21 protein-coding genes are annotated in these 25,908 nt (G+C 57.0%); 9 read left to right on the forward strand and 12 right to left on the reverse strand.

The genetic code is table 11. From position 1 onward, the window contains the following. Together BGLCM_RS07180 and BGLCM_RS07185 are read left to right on the forward strand one after the other, a co-directional pair. Window positions 1–738: RNA-guided endonuclease TnpB family protein (locus BGLCM_RS07180; protein ID WP_044085252.1), on the forward strand; the 738-nt coding region annotated here is incomplete at its 5' end. 3 nt (window positions 739–741) lie between these two features. Continuing rightward, the gene (locus BGLCM_RS07185) at window positions 742–1,542 is read left to right on the forward strand and encodes a Spy0128 family protein (protein ID WP_148401566.1); all 801 of its coding nucleotides are present in this window, start codon (window positions 742–744) and stop codon (window positions 1,540–1,542) included. A gap of 56 nt (window positions 1,543–1,598) precedes the next feature. On the opposite strand, the gene trhA is transcribed toward BGLCM_RS07185, so the two are convergent. Beyond that, window positions 1,599–2,519, reverse strand: coding sequence for a PAQR family membrane homeostasis protein TrhA (gene trhA, locus BGLCM_RS07190; RefSeq protein WP_006295807.1), 921 nt, complete (start codon window positions 2,517–2,519; stop codon window positions 1,599–1,601). A 148-nt stretch (window positions 2,520–2,667) separates the two neighbouring features. On the opposite strand from trhA, the gene BGLCM_RS07195 reads away from it, so the two are divergent. Then, window positions 2,668–4,146 carry a sensor histidine kinase gene (locus BGLCM_RS07195; RefSeq protein WP_006295809.1) on the forward strand — a complete coding sequence of 493 codons (1,479 nt, stop codon included), beginning with the start codon at window positions 2,668–2,670 and terminating at the stop codon, window positions 4,144–4,146. Window positions 4,147–4,267: 121 nt separating this feature from the next. Here BGLCM_RS07195 and BGLCM_RS07200 read toward each other — a convergent pair whose 3' ends face one another. The 4 genes from BGLCM_RS07200 to BGLCM_RS07220 form a co-directional block, all read right to left on the reverse strand. Continuing rightward, on the reverse strand, window positions 4,268–4,546 hold the full coding sequence (locus tag BGLCM_RS07200) for a WhiB family transcriptional regulator (protein WP_044085260.1): 279 nt from the start codon (window positions 4,544–4,546) through the stop codon (window positions 4,268–4,270). A 213-nt stretch (window positions 4,547–4,759) separates the two neighbouring features. Further along, window positions 4,760–6,532 (reverse strand): FtsK/SpoIIIE domain-containing protein, encoded by a 1,773-nt coding sequence (locus BGLCM_RS07205; protein ID WP_052295144.1) that lies wholly within the window; start codon window positions 6,530–6,532, stop codon window positions 4,760–4,762. A gap of 174 nt (window positions 6,533–6,706) precedes the next feature. Continuing rightward, the gene (locus tag BGLCM_RS08355; RefSeq protein WP_081450435.1) at window positions 6,707–8,179 is read right to left on the reverse strand and encodes an LCP family protein; all 1,473 of its coding nucleotides are present in this window, start codon (window positions 8,177–8,179) and stop codon (window positions 6,707–6,709) included. A gap of 256 nt (window positions 8,180–8,435) precedes the next feature. Next, window positions 8,436–9,911, reverse strand: a complete 1,476-nt coding sequence (locus BGLCM_RS07220; protein WP_044085261.1) for an LCP family glycopolymer transferase — start codon at window positions 9,909–9,911, stop codon at window positions 8,436–8,438. Window positions 9,912–10,270: 359 nt separating this feature from the next. Here BGLCM_RS07220 and BGLCM_RS07225 point away from each other — a divergent pair, with 359 nt between their 5' ends. Next, window positions 10,271–13,363 (forward strand): glycosyltransferase family 2 protein, encoded by a 3,093-nt coding sequence (locus BGLCM_RS07225; RefSeq protein ID WP_006295823.1) that lies wholly within the window; start codon window positions 10,271–10,273, stop codon window positions 13,361–13,363. After that, window positions 13,360–14,907 (forward strand): DUF5719 family protein, encoded by a 1,548-nt coding sequence (locus BGLCM_RS07230; protein ID WP_006295824.1) that lies wholly within the window; start codon window positions 13,360–13,362, stop codon window positions 14,905–14,907. Before BGLCM_RS07225 ends, BGLCM_RS07230 begins: the two co-directional genes overlap by 4 nt. 94 nt (window positions 14,908–15,001) lie before the next feature. Here BGLCM_RS07230 and BGLCM_RS07235 read toward each other — a convergent pair whose 3' ends face one another. Then, window positions 15,002–15,430, reverse strand: a complete 429-nt coding sequence (locus tag BGLCM_RS07235; protein ID WP_044085254.1) for a metallopeptidase family protein — start codon at window positions 15,428–15,430, stop codon at window positions 15,002–15,004. 117 nt (window positions 15,431–15,547) lie between these two features. Here BGLCM_RS07235 and BGLCM_RS07240 point away from each other — a divergent pair, with 117 nt between their 5' ends. Next, entirely contained in the window at window positions 15,548–16,381 is an 834-nt protein-coding gene (locus BGLCM_RS07240; protein ID WP_006295826.1) for an HAD-IIB family hydrolase, read from the forward strand. A 14-nt stretch (window positions 16,382–16,395) separates the two neighbouring features. Further along, window positions 16,396–17,091 (forward strand): ComF family protein, encoded by a 696-nt coding sequence (locus BGLCM_RS07245; protein WP_148401567.1) that lies wholly within the window; start codon window positions 16,396–16,398, stop codon window positions 17,089–17,091. A 148-nt stretch (window positions 17,092–17,239) separates the two neighbouring features. Here the strand turns inward: BGLCM_RS07245 and BGLCM_RS07250 are convergent, their stop codons facing one another. Genes BGLCM_RS07250 through glgB form a run of 3 tightly spaced genes read right to left on the reverse strand, consistent with a single transcriptional unit; the run spans window position 17,240 to window position 21,328 of the window. Beyond that, window positions 17,240–18,340 (reverse strand): sensor histidine kinase, encoded by a 1,101-nt coding sequence (locus tag BGLCM_RS07250; RefSeq protein WP_044085256.1) that lies wholly within the window; start codon window positions 18,338–18,340, stop codon window positions 17,240–17,242. Further along, on the reverse strand, window positions 18,340–19,059 hold the full coding sequence (locus BGLCM_RS07255; protein WP_044085257.1) for a response regulator transcription factor: 720 nt from the start codon (window positions 19,057–19,059) through the stop codon (window positions 18,340–18,342). The genes BGLCM_RS07250 and BGLCM_RS07255 overlap by 1 nt, the downstream gene beginning before the upstream one ends. Before the next feature lie 13 nt (window positions 19,060–19,072). Then, the gene (gene glgB, locus BGLCM_RS07260) at window positions 19,073–21,328 is read right to left on the reverse strand and encodes a 1,4-alpha-glucan branching protein GlgB (RefSeq protein WP_006295831.1); all 2,256 of its coding nucleotides are present in this window, start codon (window positions 21,326–21,328) and stop codon (window positions 19,073–19,075) included. 136 nt (window positions 21,329–21,464) lie between these two features. Between glgB and BGLCM_RS07265 the strand changes: the two genes are divergently transcribed. Continuing rightward, the gene (locus BGLCM_RS07265) at window positions 21,465–22,061 is read left to right on the forward strand and encodes a CarD family transcriptional regulator (protein WP_006295832.1); all 597 of its coding nucleotides are present in this window, start codon (window positions 21,465–21,467) and stop codon (window positions 22,059–22,061) included. Further along, complete coding sequence (ispF, locus tag BGLCM_RS07270) at window positions 22,058–22,558, forward strand: 2-C-methyl-D-erythritol 2,4-cyclodiphosphate synthase (RefSeq protein ID WP_006295833.1); 501 nt, start codon at window positions 22,058–22,060, stop codon at window positions 22,556–22,558. Before BGLCM_RS07265 ends, ispF begins: the two co-directional genes overlap by 4 nt. A gap of 139 nt (window positions 22,559–22,697) precedes the next feature. On the opposite strand, the gene BGLCM_RS07275 is transcribed toward ispF, so the two are convergent. The 3 genes from BGLCM_RS07275 to BGLCM_RS07285 form a co-directional block, all read right to left on the reverse strand. Beyond that, window positions 22,698–23,525 (reverse strand): metal ABC transporter permease, encoded by an 828-nt coding sequence (locus BGLCM_RS07275; protein ID WP_006295834.1) that lies wholly within the window; start codon window positions 23,523–23,525, stop codon window positions 22,698–22,700. Next, complete coding sequence (locus tag BGLCM_RS07280; RefSeq protein ID WP_006295835.1) at window positions 23,525–24,541, reverse strand: ABC transporter ATP-binding protein; 1,017 nt, start codon at window positions 24,539–24,541, stop codon at window positions 23,525–23,527. The genes BGLCM_RS07275 and BGLCM_RS07280 overlap by 1 nt, the downstream gene beginning before the upstream one ends. A 155-nt stretch (window positions 24,542–24,696) precedes the next feature. Further along, window positions 24,697–25,719: a metal ABC transporter solute-binding protein, Zn/Mn family gene (locus BGLCM_RS07285; RefSeq protein WP_006295836.1), complete on the reverse strand. Its 1,023-nt coding sequence runs from the start codon at window positions 25,717–25,719 to the stop codon at window positions 24,697–24,699. Window positions 25,720–25,908: the final 189 nt, after the last annotated feature.

Below are 25,908 nucleotides of genomic sequence, written 5' to 3' on the forward strand. Positions count from 1 at the left end.
TGGCATGTGGGCATCCTCGTGGAGGAACACGTCAAGCCGATACCCAGGACCGACACGCGAATCGGCGTCGACATGGGAGTGGATTCGTTTGCCGCGCTCTCGGACGGCGAGAAAATCCCCAACCCGCGTTTCCGCAAGCGCAACGCGAAACGGCTGGGGAAAGCGCAGCGCAATCTGGCCCGCAAGCAGAAGGGAAGTCGCAACTACGAGAAGGCCCGGCTGAAAGTCGCCCGCATTCAGGCGCAGGGCGCCGACCGGCGCAAGGACTTCCTGCACAAGCTGTCAACCCGCATCATCCGTGAAAACCAAACGGTGGTGCTGGAAGACCTGGCTGTGCGGAACATGTGCCGCGAAGCCGCCCCGAAGGAAGGCCGTGCCCATCCGGGTCGGTATCTTCCCAACGGTCGGGCAGCGAAACGCGGACTCGACCGTAGTATCACGGACGCGGGCTGGCGCATGTTCCGTACCATGCTTGAATACAAGGCGGCGTGGTATGGGCGCCAGCTCATCGTCATCGACCGCTGGTACCCATCCAGCCAAATCTGTTCCCACTGCGGTAAAAACAACGGCAAGAAGCCGTTGAACGTCAGGGCATGGACGTGCCCGTACTGCCACACAACCCATGACAGGGACGTGAACGCAGCCAAAAACATCCTCGCCGCAGGGCTTGCGGTGAACGTCTGCGGAGACGGACGCAAACACCACAACAACGAAATCGTTGCGGTGCATCATGCGTAGTCAGTGAAACAGAAAATCCTCGGCCGTGAGGCCAAGGAATCCCGCGCCTCTACAGGCGGGGGAGGATGTCAAGAAGCGGTTTCCACTCAACGTGCCATGATGTCGATGCGCTCGCAGGCGGCGCGGGCGGGCGGTGCGTCTGACGGTGTCGTATTTGTTGATGGCAAAGCCACAGTGACATTGCACAAGGACGATGTGGTAACCATGTCCAATGTGCCCGCAGGTGCGAGCTACAGTATTCGCCAAAACACGAGCGTCATGCCAACTTGGTATACGCAGCGTAGTGCTGAGCATGTTGATGGCATTATTGCGGCCGATGGACGTCATGAGGCTTTGGTCACGAATGAATACCACACGAGTGGATCATGGACGCCTACAGCCCATAAAGAGTTCATCAACGGAACGTTGACGGCGAGACAGTTCGAATTCGAATTGCTGGAGAATGGTTCTGCCATTGCAGCTACTTCCAATGATGCCGACGGCAACGTGCAATTCACCACAATCGAGTACACCAGTCCCGGGAAGCACACGTATATCATCCGTGAGAAGGACGGTGGCAATCCGTTCATCGTGTATGACACAGCTGATTATGAAATCACTGTAACCCTAACGGATAACGGTCAGGGACAGTTGACCGCAACAGTAAACAATGCCATAACCATTACGAACCGTATGATGGGCCCATTGCCACAAACAGGTGGCGTGCCAAACAGGAATCCGATGATTATAGGATTGGCCTTCATGATGATGGGCTTGCTGATGGCCTATAGTACCGCAGCGTATGTGCGGCGGTATCGATGGTAAATGGCTGGATTAACCGGTGAGGGGATGGCGGCTAGCCATCCCCTCACCGGTATGTGTTAGATGCCATGCAAATGAGCGATTTGTACAATCACCATATAGATTGCAACGGTATGGCATGCGTAACCGGCTACAGTGCCCAAATGGAAAATTTCATGGAATCCGAACACTTTGGGCCACGGGTCCGGTTTGCGCAACGCATAGACGATGGCGCCCGCGATATAACATAAGCCGCCAGCCACAATCAGAATCACCACGGTGGGTCCAGCTGCGGGAGAACGCCAGAACAATCCCATGAACGCGACGCCTGATATGCCAAACACCACATAGACCGCCGTGTAGAGCCACCGTGGCGCCGTAATCCAGATGACATGGATGACCAATGCGATGAACGTGCAGCTCCACATGCCGATGATGATCGTATTGCGCCAGAAATCGTCCAACGCGAACGACACGGGTGTATAGGTGCCCGCGATCAGCAAGAATATGTTCATGTGGTCGATGCGACGTAATACGTCGGTAGTGCGCGGTGACCAGTCGCCCACATGGTAGAACGCTGAATTGGTAAACAGAATCAATGATGCCGTCATGAACACGGCGCAAGCCCATTTGAGTCCGGTGGTGGGTGCGATGCAAATCAGCACAATGCCGGCTGCCAGGGCCAATGGGGCCGTGATGGCATGGAACCAGCCGCGCATCAACGGTTTGGGGCGACCATGCACATCCAAACGGATCTTGCGCTCCACTTCCTGTGGCGCGATGCCTTCGATCTTGTTGGCTTTGACCTCGCCTTTGGCGATAGCGGCCAATGCTTTGGCTTCGGCCTTGCTGCGAATGCGCGTGGCCTTGGCTTGAGCTTTGACACGCACTGTCTCGGCTTTGGCTTGCAATGCCCGTTCGCGAGCCCTGATGGCATCCTCGTGGGCGGCCAATGCACGTGCGCGACGTTGCGCGATATCTTGTTCACTGAACTGTGTCATGTCACCCCACTGATCAACTTACGTTAACGTAGGCTACGATAGCGTAACTTAGTGACACCAACTCCCACTTATCGCAGCGCGAAACGACAGCGAAGCAATGCCCACATGCCTGCATGCCGTCCCTCGATAACGTCGTACAATATGCGACATGGCTGTATTTTCTGAAAGTTTGAACAACCGCCCCGATTTCGATTCGTCCGACAAGGAGACACTACATCATCTGGTAGCCGACTGGCAGGTCATCGCCGACCTGAGTTTCGCTGATTTGCTGCTCGTGATTCAACGTACCGATGGCGCCTATGTGGTGGCGGAACAATGCCGTCCCCCCACCGTCATGAGTTTACGTGCCGAGGATGTGGTGGGCACTGTACTAGACGACGACTATTTGCAAGAAATCCAGGAAGCCTCAGTCTGCGAAGGTGTATACCGCTCCAAATCGTTGCGCACGCTCGGACGCGCCACCGTATGCAACGTGTATGCGCCAATCCGCCATCAGGGCAAGCTCCTGGGATTTGTGATTCGTGAGACGAATATGGCCACTCGTGAATACAACGGGCGCTATGAGTCGGAAAGTATCAACGCGGGCAAACAACTGTATGAGATGATTCCGCGTGGACAATTCCCATACCATGATTCGATCATGAACCAGCGCCATAATGCGCGCGTGGCGGACGGCTTCATTATTTTGACGTATGAAGGCATTGTGCGTTATGCGTCACCTAACGCGGTCAGCTGTTTTCGCCGTTTAGGCATGAACGGCACCATGCAAGGCCAATATTTAAGTGAAATCGGCACGAACCTGCTCAAGGAAAACGATCCCGTACCCGAAACGCTGCCACTCGTGTTGTCTGGCAAAGCGCCGATTGATTCCGATTTGTCAACGAACCGTTCATCAGTGTCAATCCGGTCATTGCCGTTGATGGATGACCAAGGTCGTGCCGGGGCAGTCGTGCTGTGCCGTGATGTGACCGAGCTGCGCCGTCGCGAAGTCAAATTGCAAACCAAAAATGCGACAATCTCCGAGATTCACCATCGCGTCAAAAACAATTTGCAAGCCGTATCAGCGTTGTTGCGCTTGCAGGCGCGCAAGACTACAAACGATGAAGTCAAGAAACAGTTGGGGGAGGCGCAGCGCCGCGTGCAAACCATCGCCATGGTGCATGAGGGATTGAGCCAAACAGCCGATGAGATTGTGGATTTCGACAAAGTCATCACGAATCTGCTGCGCATGAGCGTGGATTTGGCTTCGATGAATGACCAGCATATCGGCATTGATTTCGTGGGCAGTTTCGGCATGATGCCGGCACAAGACGCCACACCATTGTCGCTCGTGTTGACCGAGTTGATTACGAATGCCGTGGAACATGGATATGAAGGCCGTAAAGAAGGGCATATCACAATCACGGTCTCGCGCGAAGGCAAAATACTGAACGTCGTGGTCGAAGACGATGGTATTGGCATTGACCATGAGGAACATGGTGGCATGGCCCGTTCGTCAGGTTCGGGATTGGGCACCCAAATCATCAATACGTTCGTCACGAATGATTTTGGCGGCACTGTGGATTGGCAGCCTCGTGAAGAAGGCGGCACACGTGTCATTCTCAAGATGAAATTGCGTGCCGCATAACATCCCACGCATACCGGCATACGATTAGACCCCGGCATCCTAAGTGATACTTACGATACCGGGGTCAAACTATGGAATCAGCTGGCGCCCTCATGCTAACCGCATGAGGGCCAATGACGGCTCAGCCTTGCATTTGCAGGGACTGTGAGCGACGGGCGCGCATGGCGCGACGCTTCAATGCGCGACGTTCATCCTCGCTCAATCCGCCCCAGACGCCATAATCCTGATTCGTATCAAGGGCGCAACGCAGGCATGCGTCCATGACCTTGCACGTTCGGCATACAGCCTTGGCTTCTTCAATTTGCTGATACGCCGCACCCGTATTGCCAACCGGGAAGAACAACTCCGGGTCCTTGTCGCGGCATGCAGCCTTGGAACGCCAATCGAATGCACTGCTCATGAGTGAATCCATCTTTCTTCTATGGGCGATGTAATCCCAACCGCCTTGGAACGTTTAGCCGACCGAGACTCATGCTACGGCCAAACCATGCCGATTTCAAGACATTTTGAAGAAATGGCGCAGATTTCATGAAGTTCGGGGGTCTCATGCGTCACCATGTGATATAACCACGGTCAATATCTCATCATCCGGATGCCGCAGTTAAGCCTGCAATCATTGGTTCAGTATTGCACATTGCACCAGCACGGCAGTTCCCTGATGCACGAGGACGGCACGACCCGCAGTAGCTAGCGCTTCGGCATCAAGCTGGGCCGACAACGCTGCTGGCACACCATCGGCCAGATCAATGCCACGCTCACCAGTGGGGAAGATGATGCGCGTGGCGCAATGTTCCGGAACATGCACCCATCGTGACGAGCGAACCGCGAACACGGTACGACACTGTGTGTCATTGAGGCGGCATCGGAACGCGAGTGCTTCATCATCACTGGCCATGGGATCGAGCAATGCGTCAGCGTCATCAACAAAGCGCAGATCATATGCACACGTGTCGGGCACCATCAGGCGCAGTACCGTCAGCACGGTGGTTTTGCCACGTCCTGATGCGCCGATGATCGCAACATTGCCGGCTTGCAGATTGACGGTGGCCGCATGGTAGGTGACACCGTCATCAGCTAGGCCTAACGGTATGGCCGTCAAATCGTTGGCAATATGGCCGATGTCAGCCAGATAGGGCTGCATGGCATCCGCATCAACCTGGGTTGGCAATGGTGGTGTGAACAATGGTGCCGCATGTGGCATATGCATGAACCGGGCGGCAAAACTGATATGGGCAAGCAGCCGTTGCGTATGGTCGCTATTGGACACGCGGAACGGTTGGGCACCTGTGGCCGTGGCCAATGCGCAGCCGGGCAGGTCGGCCGGCAGTTTGGCTGCGGCGTCGGTGCCGAGCAATTCATGCGACTGCAAGCTGTCTTGCACGCGCAGGCAGATGCGCAATCCCATGTTCGCTTTCATTGAGGTGCTGATTTGTGCCATCGGGTTTTGCGTACAAGCCACCACATGCATGCATAAGGAACGACCCAACGAAGCAACGCGCACCAAGCGTTCCACATAGTCGGGCAGAAACGCATGCAAGGCATGGAACTCGTCGACAATAATCACGAGACGCGCCACGGGGTGGGGAGCAAGGCGCAAATCAGCCACGCCATAGGTGGCCGCAAGCTGTTCGCGCCGCCGCAGTTCATGCTCCATGGCTTGCAACGCGCGTGTGGCATGGTTAAGGTCAAGGTCCGACACGCATCCTCGCGCATGCGGCAATGCCCTGAGGCCGTCGAGTGAGGATCCTCCTTTGAAATCAAGGAATACGAATTGCAACGCTTCGGGACTGTGGTGCAAGGCCATGGACATGCACCAGGAACGCAACAATACTGATTTTCCCGATCCGGTCGTGCCGGCCACAATGGCATGGGGACCATGATTGACGAGATCTAGGTATGTCACGCCACCGGTAGTGACACCAACGGGAACATTCAGGGATTGCGCGCGCTCGCCTTGCCGCTGCCACATGGTACTAATGCGCTGCCATGGCAACATGTCATCGGTAATACCGCACAGTGTTTCCAAAGCGGGCACTGTAGTGTCGCGCAACAAGGCGCACATGGCCTCGGTATCGGCTGGCGACTGCATATCATTCAGCGTCGTATACGAGCCGCCGGCATTGTCGCGCCCTGGGGCACGCGGACCTGCCATCGCACCAAGCATGGTGGCCAAACTGCCAATGCATCCTGATCCGACCATCATGGCGAACAACCATTGCCGCTGCACAATCATGGCCACGCACAACACGCACTGCGCGAGCATGGGCGCGCCCATGGCCACACGCCGCAAAACGGCATGGCGATGTGAAGCCGCAGCCTCAGCAGCCGTTGAAGTGCGGCCTGCGGCATCAGTGGAAGTCGACGGTCTCGTCGTCTTGGTGCGCATCCTGCGCGGGTGTCGTAACCAGCCCATGCATTGAGCATGACGAAATGTGTGGCAGGTATCAAGCGATGGTCGTGTTGTGCGGAAATACACCATCAGTCAACAGTGCGGCGAACGCGACGTAACGGGTGGCGAGCGGGCCTGATTGGCGTAATCGTACCGTTAGAACGCAAGTGATCACTGTTGTTCAGCCAGCGTGCCGACCTTGCCGGCAGCGTGCGTGCCGTCACCAAGTTGTTTGAACAGCTCGCGGTTGCGTGCGTTGTCGAGCAGCACGGACGAACCCACGCCGTCCACATAGTAACCAGGATCCGTCCAATATGGAGTGCCTGAAATGCCTTGCGGTGACGAAGCGGACTTGAACGCGAGCAGCATCTGCAGCAGCGTAAACGGGGACGTATCTTCATCCACGGTGACGGAATCCAACGCGGCGTCACCAACCTTCTTCACTTTGGCGGGATTGAGCAGCGTTGATGTGGACGCGGCTTTCTTCGTGATCGCGTTGATGACCTGCCGTTGCCGGTCGGCGCGGCCGAAATCACTGTTCGGATCCGAATAGCGCATACGTGAGAACGCGAGCGCGTTGATACCATCGGTCAGATGGCAGCCTGCAACCCAGTTCATGCCTGATTTTTCATCGTTGACATCCTGGTCGTAACACAATTCGACACCGCCAAGCGCGTCGATGACCTTGACGAGACCACCGAACGACAGCATGGCCACATGGTCCACACGCAATCCCGTGATGTCCTCAACCTCGTGCACCAACTGTTGTCTGCCGTACACGTCGTAAACGGCGTTGATCTTCATATACGATCCGTCAATCGATACGAGTGTGTCGCGAGGAATCGAAATCAGCGCGCTCGGACCGCTCTTGGGTTTGATGAGCACGAGCATCGTATCGGTGCGTGAACCCTCATTACTGTCGGGCGTCGTGCCGTCACGTTCGTCTGAACCCAAAATGAGCCATGTCGTCGCCGACCCTTTGTCCATGTCGGAAGTCCAAGGCTGGCGGTTCAAATTATGGTCGACCCACGAATACGTACCGAACGTGAGCAACGCCACGGCGGCGAGCAACACCACAATGATGCTCGCGACAATGCGGCGCACGCTATGGCGTCGGCGCGGTCGCGTCACACTGGACGAGTCGGAAGGACTGGAGGAGCCTGGTGAACGTGGCGTTGATGAAGCGCCTGACGGTGCGGCCTGACGACGTGAATGGTCATGTGACCGTGCACTGGAATGATCGTTGCGCGTGCCCTGTGATGCGTCGTTGGACGGTACACGGTTGACCGAAGTGCTGCGTCGTGACGGACGGTTGGATCCGGGCTGGAACGACTGCGGCATCGCATCGCGTGGGGAAGGCGCGGCCGCAGAGGAATGCGCTTCGGTATGGGCTGCGGAACCGTGGGCTGCGCAGCTGGTGGAGGAACTGTTGCCTGGAGCGTTGGAGGGGGACCGGCGTGCGTTGGCAGGCGTGAAGCTTGGGGGAGCGCCCGCGGAAGCCCTGTGCGTATGGCCAGCCGAGGATGTGGGAACGGATGGAGTGCGGGACGGCGTGCCGGATGCGGCGCCGGACGAGGGTGCGAAACTGGGAGGCAGGGCGTCGTTGGCGTCGAACGAATCGGATCCGGTGGATCGTGCACTCATACTGGTGTCCTCCTCAACCTATGGATACCGTCTGGATACCGTCTGAAATAAAACGAGATACAACCGTTGTACTACGGGCGGCCAAATTGGTGGTGGTGCCGCGGTGTATCTGTGCACAAGCCATACAAATCGTAGACGGTGCTCGCGTCATTAGGCCGGGGTATGTACGCGCGGAATATGAACGAATCCCCCCGAACCGTCAGGGCGGCGGGATTCGCCGAATCAAGGGGCGGGTTGTGTACCCCAGGCGTGAACGCTACTGTTTGCTTTCAGTCTTGCCTTCAGTGGGCACGCCGCAAATCACGTTGTCCAAATACTTGTTGGCCAATCCCACATATTGGTTGGTTTCAGGGTCGCGGATGGCGGCCGTTTCGGGATCGACAATGCCGTTCGTGTCCGGATCGACCATCGTGCCGTCGGGCATGATGAGCAGACCGCTGACCTGATCCAACGTGCCGGTCGGGGATGGTTCGGCCGATGGCGAGCCATCATCGGACAAGTCGGGAGCATCGGTAGCGTCCGGCGTATCGCCGGTCGATGGTGTGTCGGACGGCGATGGCGAGGAAGTACTGTTGTTCGAGTCATCGCTCTTCGAATCATCCTTCTGGACGGTGCCGAACAGCGGTTCGTCGTTGCGGAACTTCTTCCACACGTCGTCAGCGGCCGGTTCAGCCCACACCACGCGGTTGGGATTGTACGGGGCGGCGACCACGGGAATGGTTTGCGAATAGATGTGGTCGATCTGCAAGTCACGCAAACTCCATGCCAGACCGATCAGCGAGCTCGTGCGCGCCATGCCGCTTGAGAAGTTGAGCGAACGGATCGCCGTCATCGCCAACTGGTATAGCTCGTTGCTCTGCGTGAGCAGGTTCTTCTTCGTGACTTCCTTGAACAGCGACTTGATCAGATACTGCTGACGGGTTGTGCGCATGATATCCGAACCGTCGGTGCCCGTGCCATGGCGCATACGTGCGTATTCGGTGGCTTGCAAGCCGTCCAAATGACGCCAACCTTTCTTCAGGTCGAGTTCGGTATACGTGTCTTTCGTGTCGACCGGCACACACACGTCCACACCGCCAATGGCGTCGATCATGTCGAACAGGCCTTGGAAATCAACCACCACGAAATTATGGATGTGCAATCCTGTTAACGAATTGACCGCGTTGACCGTGCAGCTGGCAGCCGATGCAAGATTGCCGCCTTCACGATACGCCGTGGAAAACACCGAATTGAACATCACGCCGTATTGGGCCGGAATCGTGCCCTTCGACGTATGGCAACTGGGCACATCCACCAGGGAATCGCGCGGGATCGACACGATGTTCACGTAATCGCGTCGGGCGCTGATTTGCACGACCATGGCCGTGTCGGAATTATGAATGCCTTCCTCGTCGGCCGTTCCTCCCGAAAGCGCCTTGTTGTTGCCGTCACGCGTATCCTGTCCAATCAGCAGGAACGTGATGGGCTTGCCCGCGTTGGGATCAAGAATTTCTTCCGACTCACCATTTTGCGGCAAAAAATTCAATTTGCCGTCTTGGATCGCCGAATCCAGATTCACCCATACCAACGCCGCAGCTGTGCCCACGAACATCAAGACAGCCACGAGCGCGCACGCCACAATCTTGCGAATATGGTGGCTTGCCGCATATGGCCCCGAATGTCGGGGAGGTTTGCTCGCCGAGCTGACGATATTGGGCAGCTTGTCGTTGTTCTTGTTGCTATGGGCAGCCACGTCCCTACCTTTCTCCATGGTTGCGGCCATGTCTGATGCCAAGCACGTCAACATGCCGAGGATGAGGCCGGGAGTCTTCCGTCATCCTTCTCGTATGGCGTTGCGCCTCACAATGGTTGCGATTATAGGCCGCTCATCTGAAAAACCCGTAAAATCGCGTAACGTTTACTTTTTATGCACAACTGCACCACACCATGCCGTCACCTGCACAGTACTGACAATCCTCCACAGTCCGCTCCCGCAAGCCGCTCCCGCAAGCCGCTTGCGCACACCTTCCCAATCCCGCTGCCAGGTCCGAACAAGACGCATGCGCACGCGCCTGTGAACGTCTAGTGAACCCGTTGCGTACACTGGAAGCTATGACTTCCTCCGGAACCACCGAAATCCAGCAGATCATCGGTACCGCCCTGGCGTCCAAAACATTCGCGCATTGCAACCGCGTTGAAGACAACGTCAGTGCCGTAATCACCGTGGAACGCGACATGCGCTTCCTTCCCTACACTGTGGAAGCCGTATTCAGCCAAACGGTATTGCCCGCCAGCATCATCATCGCCGACTGCTCCGGACAAACCACGCAAGGCCGCCAACTCACGTTCGACGTCACACCCATAGGCGAAGGAGCGTTGACCGAATACCCGCAGAGCGTACCGATCAACATTGAAATCGTTCCCGTCAGCCGCGCACACTCGTTTGGCGATGCCGTCACCAAGGCCATCCGCAACTCGTCCACCAATCCGGCGCGCACCGCATTATGGTTGCTGCACGACGACTCACGTCCCGCCGACGACCAATGTCTCGAACACTTGCTGGAAGCATGGGCCTACACGCCCACAGCTGCCATCCTGGGTGCCAAACAAATGGACTGGGATGCCACACGCTTGTATAACGTCGGCGCCTACGCCGCGCATCATGCGGTACGCTCGCTCGTTGTGGATGGCGAACCTGACCAGGAACAATATGACGGCCGCAGCGACGTGTTCACCGTGTCACTGGCCGGAGCGTTCATCCCGCCACAAACCCTGCAAGACGCTCACGGTATCGACCCGTGGTTCACCACATACCGTGAAGGTGACGACCTATGCCGGCGCCTGTGCCTGGGCGGCAAACGAGTCGTCGTCGTGCCGCAGGCGCGCATCGCGCACCGCCGCAGCCGTTTTGAAGGAGTACGTACCCAAGACGGGCGCCCACTGACCACAATGGACGCCGTCGACCCGAGCTTGCACGTGTTGTCAAGCCAACAAAAATACTGGTTTACCGACCTGAGAATCTGGCTGTGGCCATTCGCGTGGCTCGGAGTGCTGTGCGCATCACTGTTCTTCGCCGTCCGCGCGTTGTTCCGCAAGAGGCCTTACCGGGCATGCTGCCATCTGCTGATGCCATGGCTGGCCATCATCGGCATTCCGGGCGCATGCACGGCACGCCGGCATATCACACGGCAAACCAAAGTTCCCGCCAGCGCATTGCAACCCGTCAGCGCCAACCATGCCCAACTGCGACAGTGGAAAACACGTATGGTCGCGTTCGACAATCAGCGCAACGCCAGCACATTAAGCCCGCTCGTCGTCCAGCATTTACGCACGCGCGCCATCCGCCGCTGGACCATCGCGCTCGTGGCCGCCGCACTGAGTTTCGTGATGATTGTGGCCTTGTATTGGCCCATTTTCCGCGCGGCATGGTCCGACGCGTCCCTGTTTTCCAACACGCTGCTGCCCACGGGAGCCACGTTCAGCCAATTGGTGGACGCTGCAACCACACCGTGGGTATTCGGCTTGGGAACGGGTGTGCCGGCCCCGCCGATGCCATGGCTGCTCGTGCTGATGGTGTGCTCACTGTTCACCGGCGGCCATGTTGCCGCCGCGTTGTCACTGATATTGTTCCTCGCAGCTCCCGTCATGGTCATGTCGTTCTGGGCGCTCGCGGGTGTCGTGACACGCTCGGACATCGTGCGCACACTCTCGTCCCTGCTGTGGTTCGGCCTAGCGTTGGCGCTGGGATTGTTCGCTCAAGCCAATCTGGTGATGTTGACGGTGTTCATGGTGTTGCCCGCCGCGTTCGCGTTGACGTTCAAAGCAGTGGGCATGTATCGCACTGAACAGCCGGTCAATGCGCGTGCAAGCGTGCAGTGTGCCGCGTTGTCGGCGTTGCTGTTCATGGTCGCCGTGTGTGCCGAACCGCAGTTACTGCTGGCGTTGATTGTGATTTTTATGGCGTTCCTGTTGTTTGTGCGTCGTTCGCGCGTCATGCTGGTGCTGATTCCGTTCCCGGCCGCGTTCGCCGTGGCTCCCACGCTGATCAATGCGATTCGGTACGCCGACTTGGGGCTGTGGCGTCAGCTGTTTGGCGACATGATGATGCCCGACGCCACTTCGTTGGGCAGGTCATCCGCGCCGAGTGCCCAAGAGGTGGTGATGCGTGCGTTCGGACTGCCGTCGTCACCGCTCGCCGCTGGGCAATCGTGGTCCGCCATTGCCGGCGTCATTCTGATCGCCATGTTCATGGTATTGGCATTCATTGCGGTACTGACGCTCGTGCGGCCGTCCATCTTCCGTCCCAGCCGCATCCTGTGGACCGTCATCGTGTGCGGCGTGCTGTTGTCGATCACTTCAGCAAGTGTGGTGGTTGGCGTGACCACGTCGGGTGTGGCCACAGGATCGGTACTGCCGGGCATGGCTTTGGTCGGCTGCGGCGTATTGACAGCCGTGGCCATGATGGCCGGTCCGTCCATTCCCGTATTCAAGGAAATCGCTGACGGCAAGTCCGCACATTCCGCCGGTGCAACGGCCGTGAAAACGGTCATCTCACTGATCATGGTGCTCGCTATGGCTGTCATGGGTTATGCGGGTGTCGACCGCGCCCAGACAGCCGGTATCGGATTGTCAAGCCAAGGTTTGCCGATGGTGGCTCAAGACTATCTGTCCGACTCTTCCGACCGTCGTGTGCTGGCTTTGGCTGCCAGGACTATGACTTCTGTTGAGTACGCCGTGATGCATACGAGCCGTGGTGATCTGATCGACGCGTCCGCCGCTTACCGGGTTCGTGAAGCGTTCGGTGAGCAGCCAACCGCCGATGAAGACCGTATTGCACAGTTGAGTGCCAACCTGTTGGCCAATGCTGATGAGGACGCACTGCAAGAATTGTCATCCATGGGATTCGGCGGCCTGTATGTGGCTCGCACCGGAGGCGCTCCGATCAGCGGTGAAGCCACGGAACAGTTGGTATCCAACATCACCTCATCGGGTGAAGCGAAAAGCGTCGTCGACAATGATGAAGGCACGTATTTCCGGCTGGCCTCACTCGGTGACGCCACGCATGGCGTGGACACGGCATGGCAGCAGCGCACACAATCAAGCGCATGGCGCATAGCATGGCTGTGGTGTCTGGGCATCATAGTGGCACTGTATATCGTCGTAGCCATTCCCCGTCGTAGGAACGGTATGGAGGACAACGCATGAAACCCAAAACCATAGAGTCATCAGAACGAGACGCCAACACGACCAGCGGGCTTAAAACCGTATCCATTATCGCGTCAACCGTGCTTGTGGGCGGCATTATTTTCGCGTTGACGATGATTCCCACAAACAATGGCGTCATCGACCATGCTCCACGCACCTCATCCTGGGTCAGTGAACAGACCAGTGCCCGGCGCATCCAAGCCGTCTGCCCAGCCCAAATGCAACTGGCCGACACGGGCTCATATGGCGACACCGAATTCCAATCCAGCGCAGGCAACCTGACATCCCGGACACGATACGCAGCCTTCGGCTCCGTATTCCACTCCCAAGTGCAAGCATTGGGACCACATCAAGACGCCGACGCCACCGTGTTGACCGGGCAATCCAACAATGGTGACGTCATGGTCAGTGCGTCAGCGGACCAACAAACCACGCCCACCATCTTTGAAACACGATTGTTGTCCGCCAAAGCAGGCACGGGTGCGGCCGGCGCCCTGGCGTCCTACGCCACCACCGGTGATTTGCGCGGCGTATCTGCGGCAAGCTGCGTGAACACGGCACTCGAACAAACATTCCTCGTGCCATCCACCGCCACAGGTCACACCAACCAACTCGTCATATCCAACCCCACCGACCAACCGACAACCGTCACTGTACAACTCTGGGGTGCGCAATCAGGACGCATGGCATCAGCGACCAACAGCACCCTGACCGTACAAGCCGGTGGCACCACGACCATGAACCTTTCAGCCGCAGCTGCCAACCAAGATGCACTCTGGGTTGACGTGATCAGCTCCGACACAGCCGTGGCCTGCACAATCCGCATGATTGACATGGACGGATTGACCCCCAAAGGCTCCGATTTCGCCATGCCACTCGACACAGCGGCCACGACCGCGACCATACCATGGACCAACAGCGCAACATCCATAGACCTCATTGCACGCTCATCACATGCCGGAAGCGTCAAACTGTCATGGATCACCACCCACGGACTCGTCGCCATGCATACACTCAACCTAAGTGAAGGCAAACCTGTGGTCTGGACGCCAGATGATGTGCCGCAACATGTCATCGGCATCAGCGCCACCAGCGATGTCGACTTCGTGATCGCAGCCCGCGTCAACAGCGCCGACCACGACGGACAAACCGACTTCGCACTCGTCAACGGCCGCACACCGATGGCGCAATCCGCTGTGGCGCTGCCAGCCGACGTCACAGCCAACATCGCAGTCGCCAACACCGACTCGCAATTGGCAACCATACGCTTTGAAGGCATGGATGCCGCAGGCGCAATCATCGGCTCATACACCGTGTCCCTGGACGGCAACAGCGCAGCCACATTCAAAGCATCCGAGCTTGGAGACGACGTGGTGGCAGTACTCGTACGTCAAGCCGACGCCCATATTGCATGGGGAGCGGCCCTGACCAACACACAAGTGCAACACGCCGATTTGCAAGGCATCGCATTCCTGCCCGCCACAGCGTTGCATGTACCGCAACAAACCATGAACGCCGCACGCAACCAAAGCATCATCGAATAACACAGCCGGCACACGCGTGCCAACTGCAACAACCACAACAAACGCCTATACGACCAAAAATCGCATAGGCGTTTGTCATGGAAAGAAGCATCCGTTACATGCCCCAATTATGATCGATATCTTCCGGATTGCGACCATACAATTCAGCCACACGCATCACGAGCTCATCACGGATCGCAAGCTGCAAATCTAATTGAGAACGACAATGCATTTGTATCGGCAAACGATACAACACCACACGCGCAGGATTGCCATGCATGGCAGCAAACGACTGCGACGTCATACACGGATGAGCCTCCCATGGCGCCGGATCACTAGGGGAGACATCCTCAATCGCAAACTGGACCGGCTTGATCAAATCCGGCCAAGCCTGAGACAAACGACGCAACTGCGCGGCAGTCAAATCATCAAACAAGCCTGAACGCGTGCGATAACGTGGCAAACGCGTGCCAAACATCGGCGTGCGCATGCCACGCCCATGACGGTTGCGATACACTCGAGTTTCCCATGGAGGTACATACATGAACCTCTACTGTAGTCGTAAAGCGGTGCCTGCGCTCGCCACCAGATGACTTTACGAGCGTCATGGGTTACGATGGCACGCAGTATTGCCATGTATTCGCCGCCAGGGGGATGACTTATGCCTGAACAACCAGTACCGTATTGGGACGATGTGGATGCCACTCGCATATTTCCTAATATCGCGATTGCGGCGTTTGACCTTGATGGCACGCTTGCACGGTCGAAAAAACCGATGTTGGAACCCATGGCGCAAGCATTGAGCACATTGACCACGATGCTGCCCGTGGCCATTGTATCGGGTGGAGCAATGTCACTCGTGCGCAGCCAAATCATCGATGTGCTCAGCGAACAGGCAGACCGCACGCGGATGCATCTCATGCCGACCACGGGCACACGGTATTACCGTTGGAACGGCGATGACTGGCAACAGATATATGAGCATAATCTCAAATCGGAAGACCGTGCCGCCGCGATGGAATCCTTGCAGCGGCATGCCCAGGCGCTAGGCATATGGCCGGAGCACTCATATGGGCCTGTGTTGGAGGACCGCGGCAGCCAGATTACCTTTTCCGCACTGGGCCAGCAGGCGCCTGTGGACCTGAAAGAACAATGGGACCCCACAAATGAGTTGAAAAACGAGTTGGCACGCCGTGTGCAACGCGATGTGCCACATCTGCAAGTGCGTTCCGGAGGGTCGACGAGTGTCGATGTGTCAGACAAAGGCGTTGATAAAGCGTATGCCGTGCATGCTTTGGCTGACGCGTTGGGAGTTGACGTGGCACACATCATGTACGTTGGCGACCGCATGGATCCCGATGGCAATGATTATCCGGCAGCTCAGGCTGGTACCACAGCCATACGCGTGCGCGGACCCGAAGACACCTTGGCGTTATGTCGCTCTTATATCGAGTGGTATCAGCATCATGCGTGCCGGCCGAACGGGGCCCAGTGAAACTCAGGCGTCGTTTGGCAGCGACAGGGGTGCTGCTGCGTGACCTTATGGCGCCTCGCGGTTGCGCGGGCTGCGACATGCCCGATGAGATCTTGTGCAAGGCATGCACGCAGGCGTTCAGTCATACCGTGGAGCTCGACATGCCAGGCACCTTGGCCGGCTATGGTGCGGCTGCCGCACCATACCACGGTGTGGTGCGCCAGGCCATATTGCAATGGAAAGACCACGGCGATCAGGAATGCGATATGCCACTGGCCTATGTGATGGTGCGTCTTGTTGACACGTTGCGGCTGCACGGTCTTGTCCAATACGCCCAATGTCAGCAACTGCTCGTGGTGCCTGCACCATCATCCCCGAGCTCGGTGCATGCCCGTGGACGGCGCCACTTGGAACCTTTGGCGATGTGCGTCAGTGACCATCTGCAACGCCACGGTGTGACGTCACAGTATGCGCGTGCGTTAACCATGCGCAGGCAGCGGCGCAAAGCCGTACAAACCGCTTCAGCGGCTTCCCGCATAGATCGTTTGGCAGGAGCCATACGGTTTGACCCTGCCGCCATATCAGCATTGGAGCCAAGGAAAACCATGGCAGTAATCATTGACGACATCATCACCACAGGCGCTACGATGCGGCAATGTGTACAAACACTCGATGATGCCGGTATCCCGGTATTGACGACCCTGGCATTGGCTCGCACGCCGCGAGATTGACTGGATTGATACGACAGTACGACACAGGGGCGCGTCAGCGCGTGTTCACGCGGCATTGTTTGCATACATGCGCATAACAATGAACGGCATGCATCCGATGGATATCGATGATGCTTGCCGTTCATTGATGAAACTATGCAATGAGAGTCTACTCCATGGTTTCTTCTGAGTCGACAATCTGAGGGTGACGGGGGAGTGTGATTTCGAAATTAACACCACGTTCGTCATCCACGACTTGCACATTGCCGTCATGCAGCATGGCGGCCCAGCGGGCAATCGACAGCCCCAATCCAGTGCCCCCGGATTCGGTGCCACGTCCGCTATTGCCTTTGACGAACCGGCGGAAAATTTGGTTGCGCACCTCGGACGGGATTTGCGATCCATAATTGATGACATTGGCCACTACCAAGTCGTGCTCTTCATCCACATGCGCTTCAACAAGGATACTTGTATTATCAGCGGAGTGTTTGAGCGCGTTGGCGATGATGTTGGTGAACAATTGACGCAAACGGTCCTGGTCGCCTTCCATCGTGATATCGTCCGGAATCGCTATCTTAATCGTATGCCCGTGGCTTGCATCGGCAAGCTGCAAAGGCGACACGGTATCGTCAATGAATTCGGCAAGGTTGAATTCTTCCACATTCAAACTGGCCGCGCCTGCCTCCACACGACTTAAGTCGAGCAGGAAGGAAATCAGATTGCTCAGGCGATGTGTCTGGCCAAGAATGTTTTCGAGATTCGCAGGAGAAGCCTCGACTACACCATCAGCCATATTCTCGACCATGGCCTGCAGGGCTGCGACTGGGGTACGCAACTCGTGGCTGACATTGGCTACCATGTCACGGCGCATTTGGTCAGCGTGTTCGAGTTCATCGGCCATATCGTTGAAGGCATGTGCCAATTCGTACACTTCATCATGACTGCGTTCATAGGTTTGCACGCGCACGGTATAGTCGCCATCAGCCATGGCTCTGGCGGCATCGCGCATTTCCACGAGCGGTTGGATCAGACTGCTCGTAAATGAGTACGTGAAAATCAGTGTCACAATGATTGTCAACGGCAATGCCGTCCAACCGTTCATATCCAGATGAGACAAGTACCATGCCATCAGGAAGGCAAGAATTGTGGCAATGAGGATGACTGCACTCATTTCCACTTTTAGTGAAGTGAACAATGAGATGGGGCGTTCTTTCCGATGCTGTTGCTTCGGAAGCGAACGCCCCATCTCGCCTTGCTGTTGATCTGCCATCATTGCGCCGGGGGTTCGAATGCGTATCCGACGCCATGCACGGTACGGATGGTGGATGAACCGAGCTTATGGCGCAATGCCTTGACGTGGGAATCCACGGTACGCGTGCCTGATGCGTCCACCCAATCCCAGACTTCTTCAAGCAATTGCTCGCGTGTCAACACGGATTTGGGCTTGCGGGCCAGTGTGACCAATAAGTCAAATTCAGTAGGAGTCAGATGCACGGATTCACCGTTCAATGTCACCACGCGTTGAGTCGGATCGATGACCAGTGAACCGTAATCGAGGATCTTTTCGTTCTGCGAATTCTGTGCAATGACTTTTGCCCGTTCCACACGACGCAACAGCGCCTTGCACCGGGCCACGAGCTCGCGCATCGAGAATGGCTTGGTCATATAGTCGTCGGCACCGGCGCCCAGACCAATGATCTTGTCGGTCTCGTCGTCGCGTGCCGTCAACATGAGCACCGGCACAGGACGCATGGCCACAATACGCTTGGTCGCTTCCAGCCCATCCATGACCGGCAGCATGACATCCATGATGACCAGATCCGGTTTGAGCGTGGTGCTGGCTTGCACGGCGCTGGCGCCGTCTGAGGCCACGCGCGCAATCCAACCTTCCGCAGTCAAACGCTGCGCGATGGCTGTGGCGAGCGTGGGCTCATCCTCGACAACCAGCACCGTCAACCGTGGACGCTGTGGTGAGGCAGATGTATTCATAAGAAGACCTTCCTTAGTTTTCTGGCTTCAAGAATACTGCTCCCAAGGCTGGCAATGTGATGTTCGCTGAGAAGTCACGAGAATGGAACGGACCTTGGTCGGCGACAATATCGTTGTTATGGATGTCAGAACCACCATATTTCGCATCATCGGTCGTCAGGATTTCCTTCCAACGGCCACCCTGGGGCAACGCCACCTGGTAATCCGACCATGCGCTGCCAGAGAAATTGATGACAACAACAACCTGCTCACCATTCTTGCCAATACGCATGAAGCTCAGCGTATTGTGATCACGGTCATCGCTTGTCAGCCACTGGAATCCATCAGGGGTGAAATCCTGGCTCCAGAACGCCGGATCGGCCGTGTACATGGCATTGAGATCGGCAACCAGTCGCTGCACGCCCTTATGGTCGTCCCAGTTGAGGCTGTCCCATTCAATCTGCGCATCATAGTTCCACTCGGCGAACTGGGCGATTTCATTACCCATGAACGTGAGCTTCTTGCCCGGATGCGCCCATTGATAAGCGAACAGGGAACGTACGCCGGCGAACTTTTGCCAATCGTCGCCTGGCATCTTGGTGAACAACGAGCCCTTGCCATACACGACCTCGTCATGGCTGATCGGCAGCACATATTGCTCGGAGAACGCGTAGACCATCGAGAAGGTGATCTCGTCATGATGCCAGCGGCGGTTGATTGGGGACTCCTTGAGATACTCAAGCGTGTCGTGCATCCAACCCATGTTCCACTTGAGACCATAGCCCAAGCCGCCCTGGCTGGTCGGCGCCGTCACACCAGGATATGCCGTCGACTCTTCAGCGATCATCATGATGCCCGGATTGTTCTTGTATGCCGTGGCGTTGGCTTCCTGAATGAACTCGATGGCTTCGAGGTTTTCACGGCCGCCAAACTTGTTGGGACGCCACTGGCCGTTCTCGCGGCTGTAATCGAGATACAGCATCGAAGAGACGGCATCCACGCGCAGGCCGTCAATGTGGTATTCCGAAAGCCAGAAGTTCGCGTTGGCCACCAGGAAGTTGCGTACTTCGCGACGTCCGAAGTTGAAGATGTAGGTACCCCAGTCAGGATGCTCGCCACGCAGCGGATCGGGATCTTCATACAGTGGGGTGCCATCGAAACGGCCCAATGCGAATGCGTCCTTCGGGAAGTGGGCGGGCACCCAATCCATGATGATGCCGATGCCGGCTTCATGCGCTTTGTCCACAAGATACTTGAACTGGTCAGGGGAGCCCAGACGCGAATCCACGCCGTAGTAGCCTGTGACCTGATACCCCCATGATCCGAGGAACGGGTATTCCTCAAGCGGCATGAACTCGATATGCGTAAAGCCCATCTGCTGCACATACGGAATGAGCTTGTCGGCCAGTTCCTGGTAGTCATGCACGTCCTTGCGCCATGAATTGGCGTTCACTTCGTAAATGGCCACGGGTCCTTGATGGGGGTCACTGGCCGCGCGCTTGGTCATCCAATCGTTGTCGTTCCATTCATGTGTCGACTCGACAACAATGGAACCGGTGCGCGGCGGAATCTCATGCGAACGCTCCATGGGGTCGGCCTTGAGTTCCCACTGGTTGTATGCGTTGAGAATCTTGAACTTGTAAATCTGGCCTGCAGTAACGCCTGGCACAAACAGTTCCCACACACCCGAAGAACCCAGGGAGCGCATGGCGTGGCGGCGTCCATCCCAACCGTTGAAGTCACCAACGACCTGCACGGCGTGCGCGTTGGGTGCCCATACGGTAAAGGACGTGCCAACAATCGGTTCGTTCGGTGTGCCGTCTTGCGATCCCATCGGATCGTCAAAACGCATGACGCGGGCGCCCATCTTCTCCCAAAGGCGCTCATGGCGTCCCTCGCCGAACAGATACAGGTCCATGTCGCCGATGGTGGGAAGGTGGCGGTACGGTTCGTCTTCCAACGTGACGGTGCCGTCGTCATACGTGGTGCGCACACGGTAATCCGGCACGGTGGCTTCCCCTTTGTCGCCAGTGCTGGCCGGGACTACGGCAACAAACACGCCATTGTGTTCATGGGAGGCCGGAGTTTCGCCGTCCTCGGTCACAATGGTCACGTCTTTCGCGAGCGGGCGTAGCACTCGGATGGTGACCGTGGCGGGAGTGGTCTCATTGTTGATATGGGCCCCGAGGATTTCGTGCGGATTGTAGAAAGCGCCATTGCTGACGGCATCGAGCTGGTCCGCATTGACCGGAACGGGGGTGTTCGCCTGAGAAGTATGTGTTGTAGTCATGCCACTAGCATACGCATGTTCGGGGGGTGTGGGGTGCATTTTCGGAGATTTCTCAGCTAATTCTCCGCATTGCTTTGGTGAGTCCAGTCGTTTTGGCATAATACGTAAGGTTTGTCATATATGTCACGGAGGATACATGGGGTATAAGGTTGGCGATATGGTCGTCTATCCGCGCCACGGTGCGGCCAAAGTAGAGGCTATTACCGAGCGTACGGTCAAAGGTGTGACGAGGGAGTATCTTCAGCTTTCCGTACTTTCCTCGGACGGATTGGTCATCAATGTGCCGGTGGAGAACGCCAAAAAGGTCGGCGTGCGCGACATTGTTGACGCTCATGAGGTGGCTAAGGTCTTCGAGATTTTGCGCACCCCCATCATCGAGAAGGAAATGAACTGGTCGCGTCGCTATAAGCTCAATGTGGAGAAGCTTGCCACGGGCGACGTCAACAAAATCGCTGAAGTGGTGCGTGACTTGGCTCAGCGTGATGTGGATGAGCATGGTTTGTCCGCTGGCGAGAAGCGCATGCTGACCAAAGCCCGCAGCGTGTTGACGAGTGAAATCGCATTGTCGGAAAAGCTGGAGGAGACCGAAGCCCAACGTCTGCTTGATGTGAATCTTGGCTACTCCGAGCCGCTTCCTGGCGACGACCGGCATCATTCCTTCGCTCCTGATGAGGCTGCCGCCGATACGTTGGCACGTCTGGAAGCTGAAGGCAAAGGCAAAAAGAAGAAGTGACCAACAATCATGATCTTCGGGTGGGCGTCGGTTTCGACGCCCACCGTTTTATTGACGCCGATGATCCGCGTGCGGCTGAGCCCATGCATCTGGCCTGCTTGTTATGGCCGGGGCCCGGAATCCAAGGGGATTCCGATGGTGATGTAGTGGTGCATGCGCTAATCGATGCGCTGCTGAGTGCCGCAGACTTGGGTGACATCGGATCCTATTTTGGCGTCGGTGCAGACTCCCAAGGCGCGGGTCGCACGGGGCGCTCCATGCTGCAAGAAATCGTGGCATATCTCGATGACCACGGCGCGTATGCGATCAATGCGTCCGTATGCATTGTCGGCAATCGTCCGAAGTTCAGTGCACGTCGTCGCGAGGCACAGCAAGCACTGAGCTCAATCATGGGCTGTTCTGTCACCGTGACGGCCACCACCACTGATGGCATGGGATTCACGGGCAAAGGCGAGGGCATAGCGGCCATCGCGAATTGTCTCGTGGAATTGCGATGAACGGTTGCACGGAAATAATAATCATGATTTCCCTCACGGGGGACTGCAGGAAAGCTGCAGAAAACGTGCCTATAGATAACGCAAGCCCCGCGTAATCGGAGAACCCGATCACGCGGGGCTTGCTGTAGCGCAACGTTTGTCAGGCGCGACGGAACTCGATGATCTTGGTGACGCCCCAGATCGCGACCGAAATCGTGACAATCACAAAGCTCGGGGGAGCGGGGAACATCGTGGATAGTACGAGACCGCCCCAAATGGAAATCAGGCAGATGATCGTTGACACGACCATGGCCTTGAACGGCGAGCTCGTCAATACATTGGCGGACGCGGCCGGAGTGATGACAAGCGCGAAAATCAACAACGTACCCACCGCGGGAACAGCGATTGTAATGACACCGGCCAACACGGCCAAAAACAGCACATTGAGCAATCCTGTGGGCACGCCTTTGGCGCGAGCCACCTGCTCGTCCAACGAGCTGAACAGCAATGGACGATAAATAATGGCCATCAGCACAAAGAGCACCACATCAAAAACGGCGAAACTGATGATCTGGCCGTCGGTGATTGTCAGGATCGAACCGAACAGGATCGACTGCAACTGCTGGGATGCCGAGGACGACATGCGCGCGAAATACAAGCCCAAACCAGTGGCGAACGCGAGCACGCTGCCGGTGGCGATTTCTCGTTGCGACGCTTTCTTGCCGAGCGCGGCGATAATCAGTGCGCCGCCGAGTGCGAACACGCCCAATCCCAGCTCCACGGGCACGCCGATCAACACGGCTCCCGTAGCTCCCGGCAACGCGATATGGGCGAGCGCGTGGGAAGCGAACGTGGAGGAACGGGCAATCGTGAAATACCCGACGATGCCGGCGGCCAGCGCGATGCACAGTCCGGCCAGAAAAGCGTTGTGCATGAATGACGCGTTGAGTGTGGTGAGCCATTCAGGATCGTACGTGAAAGCGGACATCACTGCTCCTCCTGTGCGTGCGCGGCTGGTGTGTGCGCGTCATGTGCGGGACTGTTGTCGGGATTATTGTCGGGGCCATTGGCGGGACGTTCGGCTCGAGTGGTGCCGTGATTGGCGTGCGACGAGCCGGTTTCGTTGTGCTCATGCAAGCTTGTGATCTCGCCGACCGTATGTGTGTCGGCATCGGTGAATGGCTGCTTGGCGCCGAAATGCAAATCGGTTTCGGGCGTGACGAACATGTCGCCTTGGGGTGTTTGGATGACCTGCACGGTCGTGCCGTACAGATGCGTGAGCAGTTTGGCGTCGAGCACGTCGTGCACGCTGGCGTAATGGGGGTGTCCGTCAAGCAGATACACGGCTCCCGTCAAGATCGGCAGCAGCATGTTCAGATCGTGCGCCACGATTTGAATTGTCATGCCCAATTCGCGGTTGAGTTTGGCCAGGATGTGCACGGTCGCGTGCTGGCTGGGCAGGTCGAGGTTGGCCAGCGGTTCATCCAGCATCAGCAGTTTGGGACTGCCCACGAGGGCTTGCGCAATGGCGACGCGTTGGCGCATGCCGCCGGACAGTTGCGATAGCCGTTGGTTGGCATGGTCGGCGATGTCCACATATTCGAGCGCTTCCATCGCTTTGGCACGTTGCTTGCGTGAGATGGGATGGAATCCGAACCGATATCCGGTCAGTCCCAGCAGCACTGATTGCAAGGCCGTCAAACTTGAGTCAATTTCATTCGTATAGGTTTGTGGCACATACCCGATCTGCGCGTTGGCTTCACCGGCTGGTTTGCCCAATACGGTCAGGGTGCCACTGGCAAGTGGAATCAGGCCGAGCTCGGCATTGAGCATTGTGGTTTTGCCGGCGCCGTTTGTGCCGACAATGGCGGTGACCGAGCCTGTGGGAATCGTGAAATCGCCTTGGCTCCATATGATCCGGTTGCCGTGCTTCACGCTCGCATGCTGCGCGACAATGCATGGCGGTGGGGTGGGGGTGCCTGTCGTGTGGTGATGTTCAGTCATGTGGTTCTCCTGCGCTGATTCATGCCTTGAACAATCCGGCGGGTTGTAGCAAGCCGCGACGTCACGTCAGTATGGCAATCAGTATTGACAATCATTCCCATTTAGCGGGGGTGGCTTGCTGCAGCTGGTGCGGGACGTTGGTGCTTATATGGTTTTTATTTCTGCTCAGGCGTTGAAGGCGTTGCTTCGTCGGATTGCGCATCGCCATCCGACGTGGCCTTCTCGCCACAATGGCGTGCGGCGTCGGTGTCGCCATCGTCGTTCTTGGATTCGCCGCTCGCTTCGCAGTCTTCAATCTCCGGGCTGAGCAAGCGCTCGACTTGTTTGACCAGTGAACTGATCCATGCGGTGACGTCCGGTTCGTCTGCCGGTATTTGTTCGGTCACGTCCAGCACGGCAACGGGGTTGTCGGGGTCATGGTTGGCCGCCTCAACGAGGAGTTTGGCTGTTTCGCTGTGTTCCTGGGGATTGTTGACGAGCAAATCGATGCCATGGTCGTCAATGAGCTGTTGAAAATCCTTGATATCGGAGGCCGATGGCTCGCTGTCGGATTGGGCGGCCTGTTCAAATCCTTTGGGCGTGAGATTGCGTATGCCCAAATCGCTGAGCAGATAGGCGGCGATGTTCTCCACGGCCGCATACGTGAGGTCGGGGTGATCCTTGGCGAACTGTTTCATCGTGTCGGCAAGCTTGTCCTCGTCGTCTTGCCACGCATGGTATGCGGTGTCAAACACCTTCTTGTCGTCCGGACGCAGACGGCATAACGTGTCATGCAGTTCTTTGGCCACGGCTTGGCGTGCATCGTTGGAGAACCATAAATGCGGATTGTCTCCTGGTATGGCGCCAACCATGTCGGCTGCGGAAATCGTGGTGCCATCACGCGTGGCTTTAGTAGCCCATGAGTCGTATCCGGCACCATTGACGAGCACGATGTCGGCTTTGCTCAACGCGGCCAAATCCTTGCTCGTGGGTTCAAAATCATGGGCGTCAGTACTGGAGGCTGTCACCAATGAGGTGACGGTGACATCATTGCCACCAATGCGGCTGGCCAGTGAACCCCATTGGTTGATGGAAGCGACAATGCTCACCGGACCTTTGGCCTCAGGTGTTGCTGTGCCTGGATTGGGGGAGGGGTTGCTTGTGCCCGCGCATCCTGCCAGCATCATGGCCATGGCCATGAAGGCAATTAGACACCGCACCACCAAGACGCGTGGTATGTGATGGGGCGTTTGCGTCAATCGGCTCATGTTGGGACGCGTATTGCTCGTGTTGAATCGATCCGTCTGGTGATACATGATGCGAACAAGCCTCCTCGGTGAGCCACCGTATGCCAATGGCAACCAATATGGGAACAATGCCATCATGCG

The sequence above is a fragment of the Bifidobacterium gallicum DSM 20093 = LMG 11596 genome (genome assembly GCF_000741205.1).
Taxonomy (GTDB): domain Bacteria; phylum Actinomycetota; class Actinomycetes; order Actinomycetales; family Bifidobacteriaceae; genus Bifidobacterium; species Bifidobacterium gallicum.